The sequence below is a fragment of the Galbibacter orientalis DSM 19592 genome, assembly GCF_000260115.1.
GTDB lineage: Bacteria > Bacteroidota > Bacteroidia > Flavobacteriales > Flavobacteriaceae > Galbibacter > Galbibacter orientalis.
In genome coordinates, this window is record NZ_JH651379.1 from 155321 (window position 1) to 177798 (window position 22478).

12 protein-coding genes are annotated in these 22478 nt (G+C 32.2%); 5 read left to right on the plus strand and 7 right to left on the minus strand.

Going from position 1 to position 22478, the window contains the following annotated elements:
- Positions 1 to 504: 504 nt before the first annotated feature.
- The 5 genes from JOOMADRAFT_RS00785 to JOOMADRAFT_RS00805 all read left to right on the plus strand — a co-directional run bounded on the left by JOOMADRAFT_RS00785 (position 505) and on the right by JOOMADRAFT_RS00805 (position 12753).
- Positions 505 to 3801, plus strand: a complete 3297-nt coding sequence (locus JOOMADRAFT_RS00785) for a VCBS repeat-containing protein (RefSeq protein ID WP_008610711.1) — start codon at positions 505 to 507, stop codon at positions 3799 to 3801.
- Positions 3798 to 7142: a VCBS repeat-containing protein gene (locus JOOMADRAFT_RS00790; RefSeq protein WP_008610713.1), complete on the plus strand. Its 3345-nt coding sequence runs from the start codon at positions 3798 to 3800 to the stop codon at positions 7140 to 7142. The genes JOOMADRAFT_RS00785 and JOOMADRAFT_RS00790 overlap by 4 nt, the downstream gene beginning before the upstream one ends.
- A complete protein-coding gene (locus tag JOOMADRAFT_RS00795) occupies positions 7135 to 10401 on the plus strand; it encodes a VCBS repeat-containing protein (RefSeq protein ID WP_008610714.1) in 3267 nt (1088 codons plus the stop codon). The genes JOOMADRAFT_RS00790 and JOOMADRAFT_RS00795 overlap by 8 nt, the downstream gene beginning before the upstream one ends.
- Positions 10402 to 10487: 86 nt before the next feature.
- Positions 10488 to 11849 (plus strand): vanadium-dependent haloperoxidase, encoded by a 1362-nt coding sequence (locus JOOMADRAFT_RS00800; protein ID WP_008610717.1) that lies wholly within the window; start codon positions 10488 to 10490, stop codon positions 11847 to 11849.
- A 10-nt stretch (positions 11850 to 11859) separates the two neighbouring features.
- The gene (locus tag JOOMADRAFT_RS00805; RefSeq protein ID WP_008610718.1) at positions 11860 to 12753 is read left to right on the plus strand and encodes a GyrI-like domain-containing protein; all 894 of its coding nucleotides are present in this window, start codon (positions 11860 to 11862) and stop codon (positions 12751 to 12753) included.
- A 336-nt stretch (positions 12754 to 13089) separates the two neighbouring features.
- Here JOOMADRAFT_RS00805 and JOOMADRAFT_RS00810 read toward each other — a convergent pair whose 3' ends face one another.
- From JOOMADRAFT_RS00810 to JOOMADRAFT_RS00840, 7 genes are all read right to left on the minus strand, one after another.
- Positions 13090 to 13512 carry a type II toxin-antitoxin system VapC family toxin gene (locus JOOMADRAFT_RS00810; protein ID WP_008610719.1) on the minus strand — a complete coding sequence of 141 codons (423 nt, stop codon included), beginning with the start codon at positions 13510 to 13512 and terminating at the stop codon, positions 13090 to 13092.
- Positions 13512 to 13763 (minus strand): DUF6364 family protein, encoded by a 252-nt coding sequence (locus tag JOOMADRAFT_RS00815; protein ID WP_008610720.1) that lies wholly within the window; start codon positions 13761 to 13763, stop codon positions 13512 to 13514. Before JOOMADRAFT_RS00815 ends, JOOMADRAFT_RS00810 begins: the two co-directional genes overlap by 1 nt.
- Before the next feature lie 989 nt (positions 13764 to 14752).
- On the minus strand, positions 14753 to 15772 hold the full coding sequence (locus JOOMADRAFT_RS00820) for a LacI family DNA-binding transcriptional regulator (RefSeq protein WP_008610721.1): 1020 nt from the start codon (positions 15770 to 15772) through the stop codon (positions 14753 to 14755).
- A 230-nt stretch (positions 15773 to 16002) separates the two neighbouring features.
- Positions 16003 to 16449, minus strand: coding sequence for a YHS domain-containing (seleno)protein (locus JOOMADRAFT_RS00825; RefSeq protein ID WP_008610722.1), 447 nt, complete (start codon positions 16447 to 16449; stop codon positions 16003 to 16005).
- Positions 16450 to 16514: 65 nt separating this feature from the next.
- Positions 16515 to 17489: a LuxE/PaaK family acyltransferase gene (locus JOOMADRAFT_RS00830; RefSeq protein ID WP_008610723.1), complete on the minus strand. Its 975-nt coding sequence runs from the start codon at positions 17487 to 17489 to the stop codon at positions 16515 to 16517.
- Between the two features lie 122 nt (positions 17490 to 17611).
- A complete protein-coding gene (locus tag JOOMADRAFT_RS00835; protein WP_008610724.1) occupies positions 17612 to 19552 on the minus strand; it encodes a hypothetical protein in 1941 nt (646 codons plus the stop codon).
- A 65-nt stretch (positions 19553 to 19617) separates the two neighbouring features.
- Entirely contained in the window at positions 19618 to 22410 is a 2793-nt protein-coding gene (locus JOOMADRAFT_RS00840) for a TonB-dependent receptor (RefSeq protein ID WP_008610725.1), read from the minus strand.
- Positions 22411 to 22478: the final 68 nt, after the last annotated feature.

Here is a 22478-nt window from a genome sequence, read left to right on the forward strand (position 1 = left end):
TTTAATACCTCAAGGCTTCCCTCGAAGTTCTTGATTTAAACAAATCTAAAAAATAAATCGACTTATGGCCTCTCTCATTTTAAATATCACTTTATGAGAACTATAATTTATAAAAATCTGTAACTCATTAAGCAATTATTAATCTAATTAACCTTTCATTAATCTTTTTCGTTTATCATTAACCTCAACATATATAAAACCTTACTATTTTAGTAGTGTTCAAAATAGTTTAAATAATTCTTCAACAATTAACTATGAAAAAAGCTAGCTTTCAAGTTAGCTTTTTTTAATGTAAAACTTTCTCGGAGCTTGTCTAATCAAAGTTAGATGGACTAGTCAACGAGATAGTATAAAAAAGTTAAAACATTTCAATGCAAATTCTCTGGCAAAATCAGGACAGGCTTTGAAATATTTAAATCTCGATTATTGAGTAAGGCAATAACTAAAAACAAATTAACTACCTTGGGATAAACCCACGAAGGATTTAAAAACGACTATAGAATTATGATAAAAAAGTTTTTACTATTTCTAATTGCATCTATTTTATTTTCTTGCAATAAGGAAGAGAAACTTTTTACGTTTATAAATCCTTCAAAAACTACCATTAATTTTAATAACCAATTAACAAATACACCAGATCTTAACATTCTTAACTACCTCTATTTTTACAATGGCGCTGGGGTTGCAACTGGAGATTTTAATAACGATGGTTGGCTTGACCTCTATTTTACAGCCAATCAAACTAATGATAAACTGTATCTCAATAAACAAAATTTTCAATTTGAAGATATTACAGAACTAGCGAGAATTGATAATGCAAAAAATTGGACAACCGGTGTTACAACGGTAGACATAAATAACGATGGTTGGCTAGATATTTACATTTCTAAAGTAGGGGAACTCTCCAATAAAAGTCATAATCTCCTATACATTAATCAAGGGGTTGATAAAAATGGCGTTCCAACTTTTAAAGAGGAAGCTAAAAAATACGGCTTGGCAATTTCTTCTTATGCAACTCAGACAACTTTCTTTGATTATGATTTGGATGGCGATTTAGATATGTACTTACTTAACCATTCGGTGCATCCAAACAGAACGTATGGAAGTGGCAAAAAAAGAAATACGGTGGACTCTTTATCGGGAGACAGGCTTTACAGAAACGAAAATGGATTTTATAAAGACGTTTCTAAAGAAGCTGGTATTTACCAAGGAAGTATAGGTTACGGGCTGGGCATTTCTATTTCAGATATAAATAATGACGGTTATCCAGATATATATGTGGGGAATGATTTTTTTGAAAACGATTATTTATATCTCAATCAAAAAAATGGAACTTTTAAAGATTTGATTGCTGAAGATGAAACAAAATTAGGGCATACGAGTCATTTTTCCATGGGAAATGATATTGCCGATATCAATAATGATGGAAATGCGGATATTATTTCTGTAGATATGCTTCCAGAAGAATTGAAGAGTTTTAAAACCTCTGGAACCGAATATAATTTCCAAACTTATAGTGGATATCTTAAAAATGGATATGCACCTCAATTTATGCAAAATGCGCTTCATCTAAATAATGGAAATGAAAATTTCACAGAAACTGCCTATGCAAGCGGATTATCAGCTACAGAATGGTCTTGGGCTCCACTTATTGCCGATTTTGATAATGATGGAAATAAAGACGTTTATATTACCAATGGAATTTTAGGAGCTACTAACGATATGGATTTTATCAGTTTTATAGCAAATGAAAATATCCAAAAACGACTTAGTAAAGGCATGGAAAAAGAAGACATGACTTTTATAAATGAAATTCCAAAAAAGCATGTTCCTAATTATTTCTTTAAGAATAACGGAAATCAAACTTTTAAAAACACAACCAAGGATTGGCTTTCCGAAACCCCTTCTTATAGTAATGGTGGCGTGTATGCCGATTTAGATAATGATGGCGATTTAGACCTTGTGGTAAACAATACCAACGAAAAAGCCTTTATTATAAAAAACAACACGAAAGAACATTTTGACTCTAGAAATTATTTGAAAATTAAATTTAAAGGATCTGATAAAAACACATTTGGAATTGGAGCCAAAGCAACTGTTTATTCAGATTCTTTAAAACTATCAGCAGAAAATTTCAATACAAGAGGATTTATGTCGGCAGTAGCTCCAGAACTTCACTTTGGATTAGGAACACATTCAGAAATAGATTCAATACGTATTATATGGGCGGATGGAAAGTCGGAAAAAATAACGCATCCTAAAGTAAACGTTACTATTACGGCCTTCCATAAAAATGCACAAGAGAATTATTCCTACAAATCAACAAACACAAATTCTTATTTAAAAAATGTAAGTGCACCGCTTTCATTCAAACATAAAGATTTTACTTCTATTGAATTTAATAGAGATCCTCTTGTTCCTTTTGCAAATACCAATCAAGGTCCTAAAACTACTATTGCAGATATTAATAACGATGGTTTAGATGATGTTTTTATTGGAGGAGCTAAAACACAAAGTTCTACTTTGCTTTTGCAAACAAAAGATGGCTCTTTTGAAGAAGTTCAAAAAAATATTTTTGAAGAAAATGCCATCAATGAAGATGTTGACAATTTATTTTTTGATGCCGATAATGACGGCGATAAAGACTTAATTGTTGTAAGTGGAGGAAACGAATTTATTACTGGAAACCCTCTTTCTCCTAGACTCTATTTTAATCAAAATGGATTGATGATGAAAGACACACTTCAGTTTAAAAATATTTTTATAAATGCCTCAACTGTTAACGCAGTTGATATTGATAATGACAACGATTTAGATATCTGTATTACCTCCAACGGTATTCCAAGAGCGTTCGGAAAAACACCAAAGCAATATATTTTTCAAAATGATGGAAATGGAAGCTTTAAAGATATCTCCTCCTCCTATGCAAAAGCTTTTCAAAATATAGGAAATGTTCAAGATGCTATTTGGATTGATATTAATAAAGACAATTTCTTAGATCTTATAACGGTTGGACACTGGATGCCGATTTCTATTTTTATTAATGATGGAAAACAACTAAAACTTCAAAAAAATAATCTTGGAGAGAGCAATGGTTGGTGGAATACTTTAGAGGTAGCCGATTTTGATAAAGACGGAGACTTGGATCTAATTGCTGGAAATTGGGGACTTAATACTCGCCTAAAAGCTTCAAAAGAAGAACCTATTACACTATATAGTAACGATTTTGACGATAACGGAAACATTGAACCTATAGTTACTTATTTCTATAAAGGGGAAGAAACTACCTTTTCTTCAAAAGACGAAATTGTAAAGCAAATTCCAATGTTAAATAAAAAATTCCTCTCCTATACCGATTTTGCAAACGCTTCTTTTTCTGAATTGTTTCCAGAGGAAAAACTAGAAGCAGCGTATAAAAAAACAGTTTTTGAACTCGCCTCTTGCTATTTTGAAAACGATGGAAATGGAAATTACACCAAACATATTTTACCATTTATGGCGCAGAGTTCTGCTATTTTCGATCTTCAAAAAGATGATTTTAATAATGATGGATATGAAGATATTTTACTAGTTGGAAACAATTATGAAATAAGCACACAATTAGGAAGATTAGATGCTTTACACGGCTTGTTATTAATAAACAACAAAAATGGTTTTTTTAAGGTTTTAGAAAATCCAACATTTGACATTCCAGGGCCTGCAAGGAACATCAACAAAATAAATATACAAGACAAAACTTATTATATAGTTACTATAAATAATGGTAATCCGATTTTTTTAGAAAAGATAATAACTCCATGAAAAAGATAATTTTTACATACTGCATTTTTAGTTTATTTATTTCTTGTAACTCCAAGAATAAAAATAAAGAGCGTATTGAACCTGATAAAGAAACGCTGTTTACACTTGTATCTCATGAAGAAAGTGGTATTGATTTTATAAATGAAATTGAAAACCAGAAAGATTTTAACATCTTTAAATACCGAAACTTTTACAATGGCGGAGGTGTTGCCATTGGAGATATTAATAACGATAATCTCCCCGATATCTATTTTACTTCTAACCAAAATCAAAATAAACTTTTTCTTAATAAAGGAGATTTTAAATTTGAAGATATTACTGAAAAAGCGGGTGTTGGAGGGGGGAAAGCTTGGTCCACTGGAGTTGTTCTTGTTGATATTAATGCTGATAAACTACTAGATATATATGTTTGTAATGCTGGAAATGTAAAAGGAGATAATCAAAAAAATGAGCTCTTTATAAATAATGGAAATCTAACTTTTACTGAAAAAGCAGAGGAATATAATTTAGCAGAGTCGGGTTTTACCACCCATGCTGCTTTTTTTGATTATGATAAAGATGGGGATCTCGATGTTTACATTCTTAATAATAGTTTTATTCCTGTAAACAGTCTTCAATATAACAATAAAAGAGATTTGAGAGCTGAAGACTGGAATCTTCCCAAACAACTATTAGGAGGAGGAGACAAACTTCTTAGAAATGATAACGGAAAATTTGTAGATATAAGTGAGGAAGCTGGAATTTATGGAAGCCTTATTGGCTTTGGTTTAGGTGTAACTGTGGGAGATGTAAACAATGATTTTTATCCCGATATATATGTTTCTAACGATTTTTATGAACGGGATTATCTATATATCAACAATCAAGATGGCACTTTTTCTGAAGAAATTGAGAATTGGACAGGACATATAAGCCATTCGTCTATGGGTGCAGATATGGCAGATATTAATAATGACGGACACACAGATATTTTTGTTACCGATATGCTTGCAGAAGATGATAAACGCGCTAAAGAGGTAAGTGAATTTGATAGGCCTGATATTTATGAACTAAGACAACGGAGAGGTTTTTACAATCAACAAATGCAAAACACATTACAATTAAACACAGGCAACAATGTCTTTTCTGAAATAGCATATTATAGCGGAGTGGCAAAAACTGATTGGAGTTGGAGTCCTTTAATCTTTGATATGGATAACGACGGGTATCGAGACATCTACGTATCCAATGGTATGAATCATGACTTAACAGATGGTGATTTTATGGACTTTTTTGCCAATGAATTAATACAGAAAATGGTTACTACTGGTAAAAAACAAGAAGTTGACAGTATTATTAAAGAAATGCCGCAAGTACCAATTTTAAATTATGCTTTTAAAAATAATCAAAATTTAACTTTTTCAAAAAAAATGGAAGCTTGGGGATTTAATACCCCAAGCTTTTCCAATGGGTCTGCATATGGAGATTTAGATAATGATGGAGATTTAGATTTATTAGTTAATAATGTTAATATGCCAGCTTTTATTTACAGAAATAATTCAGAAATAATTAATCCTAATAATCATTATGTAAAATTGAAGCTTAATGGTACTAATAAAAACACCTATGGAATTGGAAGTACCGTAGATCTTTATACAAAAAAAGGTATTCTAAGAAATGTCTTAATTCCTTCAAGAGGCTTTCAATCTTCGGTAGATTATGTATTAACAATTGGCTTAGGTGATGAAAAAATAATTGATTCAGCATTTGTTATGTGGCCTAGTGGATTTTCACAAAAGTTCAAAAATTTACCAGTAGACACTACATTAGTTTTCAACGAAATTTCAGCAAAAAAGTATCCCAACAATAAACAAACTATTAAACAAACCACTTATTTGAATCGAATAGAAAATAATACATTAATAAAACACAATGAAAATAATTTCTCAGATTTTGACTACGAAGGATTAATTCCTAAGAAAATCTCTCAAGAGGGTCCTGCAGTTGCTATTGGAGACATTGACAATGACGGCCTTGAAGATATCTTTGTAGGTGGTGCAAAAAACCAAATTGGAATACTTTATTTTAATAAAGGAAATTCTATAGTAAAGTCCAATAATCAAACTGTTTTTAAAAATGATGCGGCTTTTGAAGATACAGCGGCTGAATTTATAGATATAGATGGCGATAACGACTTAGATTTAGTAGTTGGAACAGGAGGTAACGAGCCATATGAAGCTTCTACCTATCAAATACGCTTCTATCTAAATGATGGAAAAGGGAATTTTTCTTCAAATAAAAATAATATTAATACTAAAAAACAAAATGTAGCTATCATTACTTCTAATGATTTTGATGACGATGGTGATATAGACATTTTTGTTGGAATGAGAAATAAGGTAGGAATCTATGGTATTAATCCAGAACATTTATTGCTACAAAATGATGGAAAAGGGAATTTTAGCGATGTAACGGAAAGGAAAGCTTTTAAGCTAAAAGATGTTGGAATGATCTCTGACGCTACTTGGGCAGACATTGATGGAGACACTATTAAAGATCTCATCGTTGTAGGTGATTGGACTTATCCTCATATATTTAAAAATACTCAAAGAGATTTACAACTTTTAAAAACAAACCTTAATAATAGTAATGGCTGGTGGAATACCATAAAAGCAGAAGATATTAACAATGATGGAAAAACAGATCTAATTATTGGAAATGAAGGACTAAATCTTTCATATAAAGCATCTAAAAAAGAACCTATAAAGCTTTATATAAACGATTTTGATAACAATGGAAGTATCGAACAAATTACTACTAGAGTTATTAATAATAAAGATACCCCTATACATTTAAAAAAAGAATTAACAGGGCAACTTGTGAGTTTAAAAAAGCAGAATTTAAAATCTTCTAATTATGCTGAAAAGTCTTTAGATGAGCTATTCTCTATAGAAATTCTGAATAATTCCATTAAAAAAGAGGTAAATATTACAGAATCTGTTGTTGCTATAAATAATGGAAATGGAAACTTTACAGTTAAAAAACTTCCAAACCAAGTACAACTTTCTTGTGTTTGTGATATCAGTACTACAGATCTCAATGGCGATGGAAATCTAGACCTCATTATGGCTGGGAATAATTATGAATTTAAACCTCAGTTTTCAAGGTTAGATGCCAATTATGGAAGTGTCCTTCTAGGCAATGGAAAAGGCGATTTTGAATGGCAAGATTATAATAAATCTGGCTTTTTTGTAAAAGGAGAAGTAAAAAAAATAGAGCAATTTAAAGATGCTGCTGGTAATTCATTCCTTTTTGTTGCAATTAATAATGAACAACCAAAAATTTTCAAAATCAATGAATAGGTGCTATCTGTACATAGTAACGATTTTTATAATTGCTTCTTGTAAAAAAGAAGGCGAGTTGTTTATGAATCCTTCTGAAAAAGAAACGGGTATTAATTTTACAAATACACTCACCGAAACAAACGATTTAAACATCCTAGATTACCTATATTTTTATAACGGCGGTGGTGTTGCGGTTGGAGATATTAACAATGATAATTTACCCGATATTTTCTTCTCTGGAAACCAAGTAAAGAACAAACTTTATCTCAATAAAGGTAATTTAAAATTTAAAGACATTTCGGTTGCTGCTGGTGTGGAAGGAAACAGCACGTGGAATACCGGAGCCGTTATGGGCGATGTTAATGGCGATGGTTTTTTAGACATTTATGTGTGTGCAGTAGTGGGAATTAATGGATTTAGAGGCTATAATGAACTGTACATAAATAATGGCGACACTACTTTTACTGAAAGTGCTAAAGAATATGGTTTAGACTTTGAATCTTATAGCTCCTCTGCAGCGTTTCTAGATTACGATTTGGATGGCGATTTAGATATTTATTTATTGAATCATGCTGTTCATACTCAAGAATCTTTTGGTAAAGCAGCGCTTAGAAATCAAAGAAATTATGAAACAGGCGATAAATTATTGAGAAACGACAACGGAAAATTTACCGATGTAAGTGAGCAAGCCAATATCTTTGGCGGTGTAAATGGATATGGATTAGGAATTGCTATCTCCGATTTTAATCAAGATGGCTATCCAGATATTTATGTTGGAAACGACTTTCATGAAGACGACTATTATTATCTTAATAATGGTGATGGTACTTTTACTGAAAGCTTAAAAAAGCATTTTGGGCATACAAGTCGGTTTTCTATGGGAAATGATGTTGCAGATATTAATCACGATGGTCTCCCAGATATTTTGTCTTTAGATATGCTCCCAGAAGATGAAGCTGTTTTAAAATCTTCAGCAGGGGATGAAAATGTGCAAATGTTACAAATGCGTACCGAAAAACTAGGATACCATTATCAATATACTAGGAATATGCTTCAGTTAAATAATCAAGACGGAAATTATACTGAGACAGCTTTGATGAGCGGGATTGCGGCAACCGATTGGAGTTGGAGTGCCCTTTTTGCTGATTATAATGAGGATGGAGAGCAGGATCTTTTTATAGCTAACGGAATTCCAAAACGCCCTAACAACTTAGATTTTATAAAGTTTACCTCTAACGAACAGATTCGTAAAAAACTAGATAACACAAAACTTGTAGACCAAAAAGCATTGGAATTAATGCCTTCTGGAGCGTACCATAATTATATTTTTGAAGGGAAAAAAGAAACTCAGTTTTCAGACCAATCTGGGAAATGGATTATAAAAGACAGCTTAATTTCTGGCGCAACTGCCATGGCAGATTTTGATAATGATGGCGATATTGATTTAGTAACAAATAACATCAATCAACCAGCAACGCTTTATATCAATAAATCAACAAACAAAAGAAACTATTTAAAACTGAAGTTCAATTACACAAAACCAAATAGCCTTGCCATAGGAACCAAAGTTTTTGCCTACCAAAAAGGAATTTTACAATTTCGTGAATTATATACCGTTCGTGGATTTCAAGCTTCTTCGGAGCCTTTTATCCACTTCGGATTTCCTACAAATTCTAAAATAGATTCGTTGGTTATTGTATGGCCAGATAAAACGTATCAAACCTTAAAAAACATTAATCCGAATCAAACAGTAACAATTTCAGCTGAAAAAAATAGAAATCAATTTGCCTACAACTCTCTAAAGAACAAACAACAACCCCTTTTCACAAAAGTAGAAGGAAATTTAGGAATTAACTACAAGCACAAAGAAGATGATTATATAGATTTTCTAAGACAAAAATTAATTCCTTATCAAATTTCCGATCGTGGACCTGCAACCGCAATTGGCGATTTAAATGGGGATGGGAAAGATGATATTTTTTTCGGAAGCTCAAAGTTTAAACGTTCACAAGTATATTTTCAAAATGATACTGGTTTTATAGAACAAACAGATAATTTTATAAAAAATGATTCTATTAACGAAACTGTGGTTGCCTTAATTTTAGATTTTAATAAGGATGGTAAGAATGATATTTTTACAGGCAATGCTGGCGGTGATTTCTACGGGGAATCTAAGCCCTTAAATGATGTGGTGTATTATAAAAAAGACAGTTTATTTATTAAAAGTATCCTCGAAAATGAGTTTGAAAACACCTCTGTAATTAAACCTTTTGATTTTGATACCGATGGAGATCTAGATGTTTTTGTAGGTAGTAATACTGTTTCTTACGACTTTGGAGCCATTCCAAACTCTTTTATTCTAAAAAATGAAAATGGGAAATTTGAGGCTCTTAAAAATTTAGAATTGCAAAAAGCAGGAATGGTTACCGATGCTATTTGGACAGACTTTACAAATGATGGTACAAAAGATTTAATTGTGGTAGGAGAATGGATGTCGCCAAAATTCTTCAGCAATCTAAATGGTAATTTTAAAGAAGTATTTCCTTCCGAAGAAAAACTAAACGGGCTTTGGAGAAGTATTACTGAATTTGATATGGATGGTGATGGTGACAATGATTACCTATTAGGAAATTGGGGAACTAATTCTAAATTTAAGGCTTCCAAGGAATACCCAATGCGGATGTATTATGCCGATTTTGATAACAACAAACGCACAGAAACAATTTTGGCGACCGAAAAAGATGGAGCTTACTATACCGTAGCAAATTTTGATGAACTTTCAGAACAATTAGTTTCTATAATGCGAAAAAAGTTTACTGACTATAAATCTTTTGCAGGAAAAAATATAGAAGAAGTTTTTGGTGAGAAATTGCTTAACAATGCCACCCTCTTAGAGGTTCACACCTTGACATCTGGTTGGCTAGAGAATGAAAATGGAAAATTTAAATTTCATGCTTTCGAAAGTAAATTACAAACGGCTCCCATTACTAATTTTTTAAAACACGACTTTAATAATGACGGAAAAGAAGAAGTTTTAGCTGCTGGAAATTATTTTGGAGTAAAACCGTATCATGGAAAATTTGATGCTTTTCCTGGGGCACTCATAAGCAACAAAAAGAATATTCAGCTAACCTCAAATATTGGATTGGATTTATCAAACAAAGCTATTACACAGTTAAATACTATTAGAATTAACAATCAAAATTACCTTTTGGTAACAGTAAATAATAACGGTGCAGAACTGTACCAAATCAAAAATCTCGGGGGAAATCCATGAGGTTTTCAAACAAAATAACCTTAACTCATTTCGACAAAAAGCGTCGAGGAACTAAACCCTCTGTGAGAAATTAAAAAACAATTAAAATGAAACGTATTTCCCTCTTATTATTTAGCGCTTCCCTTTTATGCATTATTGCTTGCAATAAGAAAGAACAGCCTATTGAAGTAACCTCAGAAAACATGCATCAGGCAATTGATAAAGTTGTTGAAGTTATGATTCATGATATTTTTTCGCCAGTGGTAGCGAGTAGGATTTTTGTATATCCAGATATTGCTGCTTATGAAATTATTGCAAAGAATGACCCAAATTACAATTCGCTTGCAGGTACTATAAATGGATTAAAACCCATTCCAAATCCTATTGATACTGCAAATGTAAACTACAAGGTTTCTGCATTGATTGCTCATTTGGAATTAAGTAAGAGTCTTATTTTTTCTGAAGATAGAATAACTGCTTATCAAGATAGCTTATACAATACTTGGAAAAAAACCAACGAAAAAGAGTTTGAAAAATCTAAAGAATATGCCATGCAAGTGGTAACACATATGAAAAAATGGATGGATACGGACAATTATAAACAAACCCGAACCATGCCAAAATTTACAGTAAACACAGACGATCCTTCTCGTTGGCAACCAACTCCTCCTGCATATATGGACGGAATTGAACCCCATTGGATGAAAATAAGAACCCTTGCAATAGACTCTGCTGCTCAATTTAAACCGATTCCACCTCCTGAGTTTTCAATGGAAGAAGATAGTCAGTTTTACAAAGAAACTATGGAAGTTTATAATGTGAGAAATAAAATGACCGAGGAAGGCGATGATTCTGAAGAAATTGCTATTGCTAAGTTTTGGGATTGTAACCCATATGTTTCTGTTACCAAAGGACATTTAATGTTTGCAACCAAAAAAATTACTCCAGGCGCACATTGGATTGGTATTACTAAAATAGCCTGTAGGAAAACAAATACAGATTTCAATAAAACAGTTTTTGCTTATACTAAAACTGCCATTTCTATATTTGATGGTTTTATAAGCTGTTGGGATGAAAAATACAGAAGCAACCTTATCCGTCCGGAAACTGTAATTAATCAATATATAGACGAGAATTGGAAGCCTGTTTTACAAACCCCTCCTTTCCCTGAATATACGAGTGGGCATTCGGTAGTTTCTGGAGCTGCAGCAAAAACACTGACTTCTATTTTTGGAGATGATTTTGCTTTTGACGACGATACTGAAACTCCATATGGAATTCCTGTTCGCTCCTTCTCTTCCTTTAACAATGCTTCTACTGAAGCTGCTTTAAGTAGAATGTATGGTGGAATTCACTACCGTGCAGCTATAGATGTTGGTTTGAGTCAAGGTCAAACTTTAGGAGAATATGTAATTAATAAATTATCGGTAATGACTAATAAAGAAGTAGCAAGTACTTCCGTAAAGTAATAAAAATCAAATGAAAAAAATTATAAGCGTTTTAATCCTTATTGCTTTATGTATTCTTGGCTGGTATTTATTCATTAAAAAAAGTGATTATATCTATAGATTTGAAACCAAAACTAGTCAGGCTACAGTATTTTATAGTATCTCAAATTGGAAAAAAACTAACGATTCTATTCACACAGAAACCATAGATAGCACCCTATATAAATCCATCACCCAAAAGCTAAATTATTTGGATAAAAACTATACATTATTTTGGGATATTAAAGCTGAAAATGATTCCGTTACAAAAGTAGCGCTTGGCATTAAAGGAGCTAAAAACAATGCCATTAATAGAATTACAGCACCTTTTTTAAATACTGAATTTAAAAGTATGTCAAAGGATATTGCAATGAACTTTATCCGTAAATTAAAAATGAATCTATCTACTTTTAGAGTAAAAATTATAGGAAAAACAGATTCTCCAGCTAAAAAATGTGCTTGTGTAAATGCAAAAACAAAACTAGAAAACAAGGCTAAACACATGATGCGAAATTACAATTACATAGCCGATTTTGTTGATGAAAACAATTTGCAACCAGATGGCAGACCAATGGTGGTTATTAATAACTTTAATAAAGAGGAAAATACTATTGATATGGATTTTTGTTTCCCTGTAACAGGAATTGATAAACTCCCTAAAAACCCTGATATTTTCTTTAGAGAATTAAAGGCTGTCCCATCTCTTAAGGCTGTTTTTAATGGGAATTATATGTATTCTCATCATGCTTGGTTTCAAATTTTTGATTATGCTGAAAATAATACTATTGATTTAAAAAACAATATTATAGAGAAGTTTCATAACAACCCTAATTTTGGGGGAGATGCATTGCAATGGACCACAGAGGTATATATTCCAATTAAATAATCCTCTATGCGCCTTTTAATGGAGAGATTTATAACTAAATTTATAGAAACTAGAAAGAATCATTAATGGTCTCGCATAAGAATAGTAGCGGATTTACGCCCTAATTTTCGGTTAAACACAGACCTTTTTATATTTACTTACTTTCGTTTTAGCGATAAAACCGCTATTATTTTTATACATTGTAAGGGTTGCACAAGCCATTAATTTTATAAAAAAAGAGGATTATGCTAATTTTTAATAATAGGTAAATTGTTGTTTTCTTAGCATATGTCATTTTCAAGAACTGGTTTTAATTAGAAATTTGGTTAAAAAAAGCTTGTGCAACAGCCACCATTGTTAGCCACTGGTTTTTCCTTTCAAATAAGTTTCTGGTGTCAATATTGCCAAATCACTTTTTTTGAAATCCTTTATATTTCTTGTCAGGATAATATTTATTTTTCCAATTTGAACCGCAGAAAAATTTTGTAAAGCATCTTCAAAATCTTTAAATTCTGAATTAAGAGCATCCAAAACAACATCTTTGTCCATTTCTATAATTTCTATTATACTTAATAGCTGTTTGATTTTTTCTATTATCAGTTGATGTTTTGCTGTTTTTCTCAATAAATAATAAACATTACAGATTATGACTGGTGTTGTAAAACCATTTAGCCTTTTTTCTTCACAGCGATTTAAAATTTCAGTCGAAAATTGAGCAAAAGGTTCACGGTCAAAAAAGAAATCCATTAATACATCAGTGTCGATTAAAATATTGTCCATTATAAATATTTTTCTTCTAATCGATTTCTAAGCTCTTTTTTATAATCCATATTTTTAGGCATTTTAAAAGAACCTTTTAAAGACTTCACAACTGGATTTAATTTTGTTGATTTATTGGCTTTTTCTTCTTTTGTTAGAATTTTTAAATAATTTTCTATAATATCAGATAAGCTCCTGTTTTTATCTTTGGCATATTTTTTAGCTTTTTGGATAATTTCCTTCTCTATTGTCAAAGTGAGTTTTGTGTTCATTTTGATTGACTTAATTTATTATTGAATCAAAGATAAGAATTTAATTTATTGCACGTGCTGTTTTGTATTTATTTACACGTTTTCTGGCTTGTGACTATTATTCGAGTAAAAATACAAGACCGCTTCGCTGTAAGAGAAAAGAACAAAGACTAAATATTAACTATTATAAAATGAATAGTTTAAAAGAAATAACATTACTAAACTCCTCTTTTTATTCATTTTTATTAATAGCAAGGGGACTATTTTAAAAACCTCTATTAACCCTTGATATATGTGGAATGGAATAAACGCGGTCTGCTTTTATCAGACAACAATAAAAAAGAATCAAACCTGAATGTTTTTACACAGTCAATTAGGATAGTTTATAAATCATTAATGTCCAAGTAAAAATACAAGACCGCTTCGCTGTAAGAGAAAAGAACAAAGACTAAATATTAACTATTATAAAATGAATAGTTTAAAAGAAATAACATTACTAAACTCCTCTTTTTATTCATTTTTATTAATAGCAAGGGGACTATTTTAAAAACCTCTATTAACCCTTGATATATGTGGAATGAAATAAACGCTGCCCGCATTTATCGGACAACAATATTTATAAATAAAACATAATTCCCTCGACATAAAAAGCTTTCCTGCACCATAAAAAGGCTTTCCCCGCATGATAAGTACCTATCCCGACGAACTTTTATAGCTTCCTGCAGGTATAGTTACCCTTCCCGCCAGCTTAGTATGCTTTCCCCGCAGACTTGGAATGCTTCCCCGCAGCGGGGAAACAATTATTTACCCAATAACCCAACAAAAGTAGGATGTGCAAACATAAAAAGGGCTCAAAAGGAAACAAAATCAACTACCTCTAGGCAAGCCTACGAGGTATTCAAAATAAAAATATTTTAATCCATTTCGACGTAAAGCCCTTCGGGAAACTCAGACAAGCTTTGGGAGATAAACTCTTCCAGAGGGATTAATTTTCAGGAATCCTTTTACATTTATAGTGTAGATTCTCTTTTTACAAGACTGGATTTAATAATTTCGGTTTCGTAAGGACGCGATTCAAAATCTTCTTCCTCCAAACGTTTTATAAGTAAGTCTACCGCCTTCTCTCCTATCTCTTCTCCGTGTTGACTTACGGTGGTTAATGACGGACTGCTACTAATAGATATAATCCCGTCTGTAAAACCAATTACCGAAACATCTTTTGGTGCTGATTTCCCCATTTTCTGAGCAATTTTCATTGCAGAAACAGCAAAAAATTCTGTAACTCCAAAAACAGCATCTACTTCATTATTTTTAAAAAGCTCTTCAACAGGTTCAAAACCACCATAAAAATCTTCTACTTTCACTATTAGGTTTTCATCAACCTCAATTCCAGCATCTGCAAGTGCTTTTTTATAACCTTCGGTACGTAACTTTCCAACACTCATATAATCGGGCATCGTAATTAATGCAATGCGCTTACGCCCACTTTCTATTAAATATTGAACAGCACTGTATGCCCCATGAAAATCGTCTATAATTACCTTATCACAATTTACTTGATCGGTTATTCTATCAATCATAACCACAGGCATTCCTTGGTTAATTACTTCATTTATATGATGAAAATCTTGCTTTTTTTCGGTGTCTTTAGAAAGCGACATAATAAACCCATCAATACTTCCATTTGCCAACATTTGCATATTGATAACCTCTTTATCAAAAGATTCATTTGAGATACACACAATTACATTATAACCTTTGGCAGTTGCCAAACGCTCTACACCAGTAATTACGGAAGAGAAAAAATAATGAACAATTTCTGGAAGGATAATTCCAATATTTTTTGTTTTCTGATTCTTTAAACTTAAAGCAATATTATTGGGTTTATAGTGATGTTCTTTAGCAAAAGCTTGAATAATTTCTTTTGTTTTTTCACTAATTTCCGGACTATCTTTTAATGCTTTTGAAACTGTAGAAATAGAAACATTAAATCTTCTTGAAATCTCTTTAAGCGTTATTTTTTGCTTCATAGTGTAATCTTCCTTTTATAGCTAAGTTCAAAATTACGCTTTTTCAATTAAATGGAAGTTTTTATTTCGCTAAGTAACTCTTAAATTAATACAATCTACTTGTATTAAATAACTTTCGTAGAATGAAAGTAAATACTCAATAATAAGCTCATTAAATAGAAAAGAGAATCATAAAATGTTTTTCTCTAAGTATTAAAACTTTAAAACTTAAGTAGCCTATGCAAATTGGGTTATTTGTATTTTATAGATTCCCAGTATTTATCTGCTCTTTCTGCTAATCTATCTGCACCTTCTTCTGCCCATAAAGTCAATGTATTGGTTTTTCCAGCATTATAAAACAGATACAATTTCCCATTTCTAATTTCATAGGTTTCTGGGTTTATTCTGACCTTTTCTCCACTTGCAATTGCATAAGCGCAATAACCTCCATATTGTGGAATGTATTTTTTAGGTGAATTTTTAAATGCTTTTAAATGTGCTTCGGAAGTAAATAAAAATTTAGCATTATCATAAACAACAGCTAAGTTCTCTATCCCCTTAGTGGGTTTTCCTTCAAAATAAGAAACAACATCATAGCCTTGGGCAACAGCTCCCTTTTTGGTATTGTAATCTATAGAACTTTGTGCAGTGATGGTACTAAAAGTAAGAAGAAGAAATAGAGAAATAAGTGTCTTCATAATAAATACAAAATATATTAATTACTAGCTTAGTAGCTATTATAATAGAAACATTACAGAAGACTTTATAAAACCATTAAATTACAACCACGGATGTCGGAATTATCAAAGCGACCAATAACCTCAAATTCTTTTCCGTTTTTCCTCCCTAAATCTTGAGTAGCAATAAAAGAACAGGAATTTATATTTGCCAAATCAATTACATTGATTCCTCCAGACTTTCCGTCATCAAAAATAGTAAGTGCATCTTCTGGATCTCGAATTATAATATCCATCCACGGAGGACATTCAAAAACTCCATTCCCTATAGAATACCCTTGTGAAAGCAACTCGGTCATTCCATATTCAGAATGGATTTTATCAACATTAAAACCTGCTGCTAAAACCGAATGAAGTTCGGCGCGAATCATTTCCTTTCTACGACCTTTCATGCCGCCAGTTTCCATAACAATGGTATGCTGTAAATTAAAATTGAAGGTTTCTATTAAATTTAATAACGCAAAAGAAACCCCAATAAGCAATACTTTTTTGCCCGCTGCGTCCAATTTTTTGAGATGCTGTGCTAATTCTTCTAAATTATGAAGGTAAAAGCCACTCTCGGAAGCCTCAGACTGCTCAATCATATCGTTTACCATATAAATAAGCGAAGAACCTGTACGTTCTAAATATGCAGGTAAAAGTGCTAAAACAGTATACTCTTTAATATTTCCATAGAAATAAGAAAACCCTTTTCTAAAGCTTTCTTCATAAACACTTATATCTGTAACCAAATGTTTACTTGTTAAATTTCCTGTGGTTCCGCTACTGGTAAAGATAGTTTGTGGAGGTTTTGAAGAACTTAGAATTTCGCGAGATTTAAAAAACTCAATCGGCAAAAAAGGGATTTCTTCTTTTGTTTTTACATTTTGTGGATTGCGCTTAAGATAGTTGCAAAACTCACGGTAAACAGGATTATTTTCATACTGAAATCCAAAAACATTTAATGCTGTTTTATTAAAATCGGCATTCGTTTTAATTTCAAAAACACTTTCTGGACTCATACACCTCTTATTATGTTGCAAAAATAAGTTTTAGTTATAAGGTAAAGAAACATAAAAGGCATAAAAAAACCACCCCGCAATGAAGCGGGGTGGTTTGAAAAAATATTTTTATAAACTTTATATTAAAGTCTAGCCTCAATCCAAGACCATCCAGAAATATCAAGTATTGTACCATTAAATACATCGTCTGTAGCAGACGTTAAAGCAGTATCATCTACAATAATATTACTAACTGGACCATCATTTGCCATATCTACATTTGTAGCATAACCAGAAACATATGCGTTAGTAAAAGTAGCTCCAGATTCTTTTTTGAACTGTAAAGCAGTCCCATCTACTGTAGAAACTGCAGTAAAGTTTACTAGTGATGGATTTCCATTTGTTCCATCAGCTTCCACAGCTGTAGAGAAACCAGCAACAGTATGAGAAACATACGTATTTGTTACAGTTCCATTCCAACCTTCAGTCCAGTCAACTGCATCATCTTCGTTATTTTCTAAATAAATATTTGTTGCAGAAACTGTTCCTCCAAAAAATTCCACACCGTCGTCAGCACCGTTAATTACAGCTATATTTTCAACAATAGTTTCAGAACCTACAGCGTAGAAAGAAACACCATTATATTGAGACTCAGAGTTAATTTGAGCTCCAGTTCCGATAATTACTAAGTTTTTGATAGAACCTGAGCTATCAGCATCGTTACTTCCTCCATAGATAAATCCACCTACTTCAGCAGTAGCATTAACTCCTTCAGAAGTTGTAGCATCTCCACAAAGTGTTAATCCTCCCCAATCTCCAGGGTTCCCATTAGCTGAAGCCATAACAACAGGATTATCTTCAGTTCCTTGGATGTCTATTTCACCTCCTTTTAATACAGCAATATACACATCTGTACCACCATCTCTTGCAGTTATTTTTGTTCCTGCAGGAATAATTAATTTTCCACCATCTAAAACAATTAAAGAAGAATTTAAAGTATATGCTACAGAAGCATCTAAAGTTACTTCTTCCTCTATTGTACCTTGTAATAAGGTATTATCAATTACTACTTCTGTAGAAACCCAAGAAAAATCATCTGCAGAAACAGTAGGAGCACTTGTATAAGTTAACTCAGGATTTGCAGCAACACCTTCAATAAGAATATTTGCAAGTGGTCCATCATTAGCCATATCTACTGAAGTATCATATCCTGTTAAAGATAAACCTGTAATAGTAGCTCCAGATTCTTTTTTGAATTGTAAAGCAGTACCACCAACGGTAGAAACAGCTGTTAAATTAACAAGCTTTGGATTATTGTTAGTTCCATCTGCTTCAACAACAGTAGAAAAACCTTCGATAGTATGTAACACATAAGCATTTGTTACTGTACCATTCCAACCTTCAGTCCAGTCGATAGCATCATCTTCATTGTTTTCTAAATAAAGATTAGTCACAGAAACAGCTCCACCAAAAAATTCAACTCCGTCATCAGAACCATTTAAGATTGCTACGTTATCAATAGTAGTTCCAGAACCAACAGCATACATTGTAAGTCCGTTATATTGAGACTCTGCATTGATTTGAGCTCCAGCACCAGCAATTGTTAAATATTTGATAGAACCTGAACTATCTGCATTATCTGTACCTCCATAAACTAAGCTTCCAACTTCAGCAGTAGCATCAATCCCTTCAGAAGTAACACCGTTACCACAAAGTAATAAACCACCCCAATCTCCAGGATTTCCATCTTCAGAAGTCATTAAAACAGGTGAACTTGCATTACCTTGAACATCTATTTCAGCACCTTGAAAAATTGCTATATAATTATCTGTTCCTTTCTCTGCTACAATTTGAGTACCAGCTGGAATTGTTAATTTAGCTCCTTCTAATACATTAAATGATCCTGTCAATTTGTATGTAATAGTTGGGTCTAATGTTAAATCTTCAGAAATACTACCCTCTAATGTATTTGGTGTAGGCTCTGGCCCTGGTGCAGGTGAATCATCATCACTACTACATCCAGTAAGGACAAGTCCGAAAAACACAGCACATAATGCTGAAATTTTAATAATTGATTTTTTCATAATAAAATTAAATTTAATATTCACGATTGATTTATAGCTGCCTTATGTATTTATGAGGCTTACTTTTAAAAACTATAGTTAACACCTAAACTAAATCTTGCACCGTTTGAGTATGATCTTACAACCTGATTAGTCTCAATACCTGTTGTACTTGGTCTAGTTTTTTGAGTTCTTTCTATTTCTGGATTTAATAGGTTCCTTCCTAATATTTTAAAGTTCCAATGCTCTCCTAAATCTTGACTTAAAACTACATCTAACGTAACAAATCCTTTTTCTATAATCTCGTCATTGTAGTTAATATCACTTTCTGTTTGAATAACTGGTGCACCTAATGCAAATATCTTATCTGATGCATAGTTTGCTGTTACGCTAGCATTAAATCCATTAATACTATTTGTAGAAAAATTTAACGTTGAATTAAAGATCCAGTCTGAAGCTCCTTGAAGACCTGTTTCTGTAAGTCCTTTATATCTAAAAGTTCTAACAAAATTTCCATCTTCATTATAAATTTCTTTAAGATCTTGCTCATGCCACATTCTAGTAGCATTTAAATTTAAATTTATATTATACCCTGCATCCACATCAGCAGATTTAATAAGATCTAATTTTGTTTCTAGTTCTAAACCATAAACACGTGCTTCATCTCCAGAGTTGAAGTATGAAAATACGCCCGCTGAACCTCTATCTTGAACTTTATTTATAGGATCTTCTATAGTTTTATAAAACCCAGCAAAAGAAATTAATTGTCCTGGCGATAAAAAGTATTCATATTTTAAATCGTAATTGTAGTTTGTAGAAGCTTCAATGTCTGGATTACCTCTAGTAACCTGACCTGTAGGCGATACATACTCAAAAGGCGCCATTTCTTTAAACTCAGGTAATGTAATTGTTTTACTTGTTGAAAAACGAAGTCCATGTTTTTCATTAAAACTATACTTCATATTCAAACTAGGATACACATTTGAATATGTTTTTTCAGAAACACCAACTCTTCCAGGATAGTTTCCAACGTTAAAGTCTACGTTTAAGTCATCATATTCGTATCGCATTCCTACATTAACATTGAAATTCTTAACAGCTACATTAAAATCTACATAACCTCCGTAAGAATTTAATTTCCCATTATAAGTATCAGGAGTTAAAGCCTCCATATCCAATGTTCCATTATCAAAGTTTTGCTGTGTAAAAATGGCACCTAGATCATCAATAGATGTTGGATTTATTGCATTTGTAAAAGCTTCTTCAACACCATAAAATTGTGAAATAAAATCTCTCTTTTTATTTCTATAATTCATTCCTACATTCATATTAAAAGACTTTTCTTCTTCATCTATAAATGTTAATTTATCTTTCAATAAACCGTTTATTTCTCTGTCGTCAATTTCTTGGTAAGACTTACGTTGCTGAAAACCTCCTGTTCTTCCTAATTGAACAAAATCGCTATCTGGATCAAAGTTTACTTCATTACGAATTCTATTAGGCTCATCGGCATCAACCATATTATAACCTAAAGCCCATTCTAAATGATTTCTTTCAGATATATAGTGACTTCCCTCTAATTGATTCACCCAGATTTTTGTTTGTTTTGTGTTTTGATCTCTTATAAACTGAGACAAACCTTCCACTGGTTCTGTTTCCTCAAAAATGGTTCCTTCTCCATTCCTACCTCCTTCATATACATTATCTGAAACTGTATTAATAAATAAACTGTGATACTTTACTTTATTACTATTGTTAATATTATAACCAACATCTAAAAGTCCCGTAGTATTGATATTCTTAGTATAGGTAGTTGCATCTGTAATGCTATCATCTATAAAATTGCTACTGAATTGTCTAAAAACACCTTCTCTATATTGATAACTTCTTCCTTGAGAACCTGCGAAGAAAACAGATAATTTCTCTCCTATACGTTTTCCTGCAGTTACAGCATAACGATAGTTAACAGGATTTTCTATACTTCTAGTATTCCATGTTTGGTTTGCAATAGCTGCTTCTGTAGACATTGGTTGCTTATAAAAACCCATCGTAATGTCATTAGAATTAGGAGAAAGTTTGAAATTATCTCTAACGCCACTTTGCATAACATTTGTGTTAACGCCTCCTCTTATATCTACAGTAAGCTCTTTATTCCCAGCTAGCTCTTTTGTAGTAACATCTATATTTCCAGAAGCTTGATCTGCATACCCTTTTGCTGAATATGTCTTACTAATACTTACATTCTGAATAATTCTAGTAGGAAATAACGATAAATCTATATTCTTTCTTTCAACATCATCAGAAGGAATTGGTAATCCATTTAAAGTAGTAGACAGGTATCTATCTCCTAACCCTCTTACAAAAACATCTCCAGAGCCCTCGCTACTAGTTACTCCAGATATTTTAGTTGTAGCTGTAGCCACATCAGAAACCCCTATTTTAGATAGTTGTTGTGCTCCAATACTTTCTTTTATCTCAACAGCTTTTTTCTGATCTAATAATAAAGCAGTTTCAGAATCTCTTCTTGCAGTGGTAGTTACTACCACCTCATCTAAACTAACACTTCCAGCTCCTAAAGCAGTATTTAACTCTGTTACTTTTCCTGCTTCAACTTTTATATTTGGTACTTGCAATGTTTCATAACCAACAAAACTTATAACAATTGTATAAGTTCCTGGTTCCACATCACTAATTTCGTACAACCCATCCATATCGGTAGTTGTACCTTTTGTTGCTCCGCTTATTTGCACATTGGCAAACGGTAGCGGATCGTTGTTCATTTCTTTGTCGGTAATAACTCCAACTATAGATCCTGTTGTTTCTTGCGCCATACCTAACGCACTCACAAACAGTACTAATAATGTAAATAAATGTTTCATTGTTTGATTTTAATTCCGATGCAAATAAACGAGCCATCTACAAAAAGGAAGTTACCCGCGTGTTAAAC

What these genes read in the sequence shown, in the direction of transcription:
- JOOMADRAFT_RS00810 (WP_008610719.1), bottom strand. Translation starts at nt 13,512, where the DNA reads ATGGACAATATTTTAATCGACACTGATGTATTAATGGATTTCTTTTTT.
- JOOMADRAFT_RS00840 (WP_008610725.1), bottom strand. Translation starts at nt 22,410, where the DNA reads ATGAAACATTTATTTACATTATTAGTACTGTTTGTGAGTGCGTTAGGT.
- JOOMADRAFT_RS00800 (WP_008610717.1), top strand. Translation starts at nt 10,488, where the DNA reads ATGAAACGTATTTCCCTCTTATTATTTAGCGCTTCCCTTTTATGCATT.
- JOOMADRAFT_RS00830 (WP_008610723.1), bottom strand. Translation starts at nt 17,489, where the DNA reads ATGAGTCCAGAAAGTGTTTTTGAAATTAAAACGAATGCCGATTTTAAT.
- JOOMADRAFT_RS00790 (WP_008610713.1), top strand. Translation starts at nt 3,798, where the DNA reads ATGAAAAAGATAATTTTTACATACTGCATTTTTAGTTTATTTATTTCT.
- JOOMADRAFT_RS00795 (WP_008610714.1), top strand. Translation starts at nt 7,135, where the DNA reads ATGAATAGGTGCTATCTGTACATAGTAACGATTTTTATAATTGCTTCT.
- JOOMADRAFT_RS00805 (WP_008610718.1), top strand. Translation starts at nt 11,860, where the DNA reads ATGAAAAAAATTATAAGCGTTTTAATCCTTATTGCTTTATGTATTCTT.
- JOOMADRAFT_RS00835 (WP_008610724.1), bottom strand. Translation starts at nt 19,552, where the DNA reads ATGAAAAAATCAATTATTAAAATTTCAGCATTATGTGCTGTGTTTTTC.
- JOOMADRAFT_RS00820 (WP_008610721.1), bottom strand. Translation starts at nt 15,772, where the DNA reads ATGAAGCAAAAAATAACGCTTAAAGAGATTTCAAGAAGATTTAATGTT.
- JOOMADRAFT_RS00785 (WP_008610711.1), top strand. Translation starts at nt 505, where the DNA reads ATGATAAAAAAGTTTTTACTATTTCTAATTGCATCTATTTTATTTTCT.
- JOOMADRAFT_RS00815 (WP_008610720.1), bottom strand. Translation starts at nt 13,763, where the DNA reads ATGAACACAAAACTCACTTTGACAATAGAGAAGGAAATTATCCAAAAA.
- JOOMADRAFT_RS00825 (WP_008610722.1), bottom strand. Translation starts at nt 16,449, where the DNA reads ATGAAGACACTTATTTCTCTATTTCTTCTTCTTACTTTTAGTACCATC.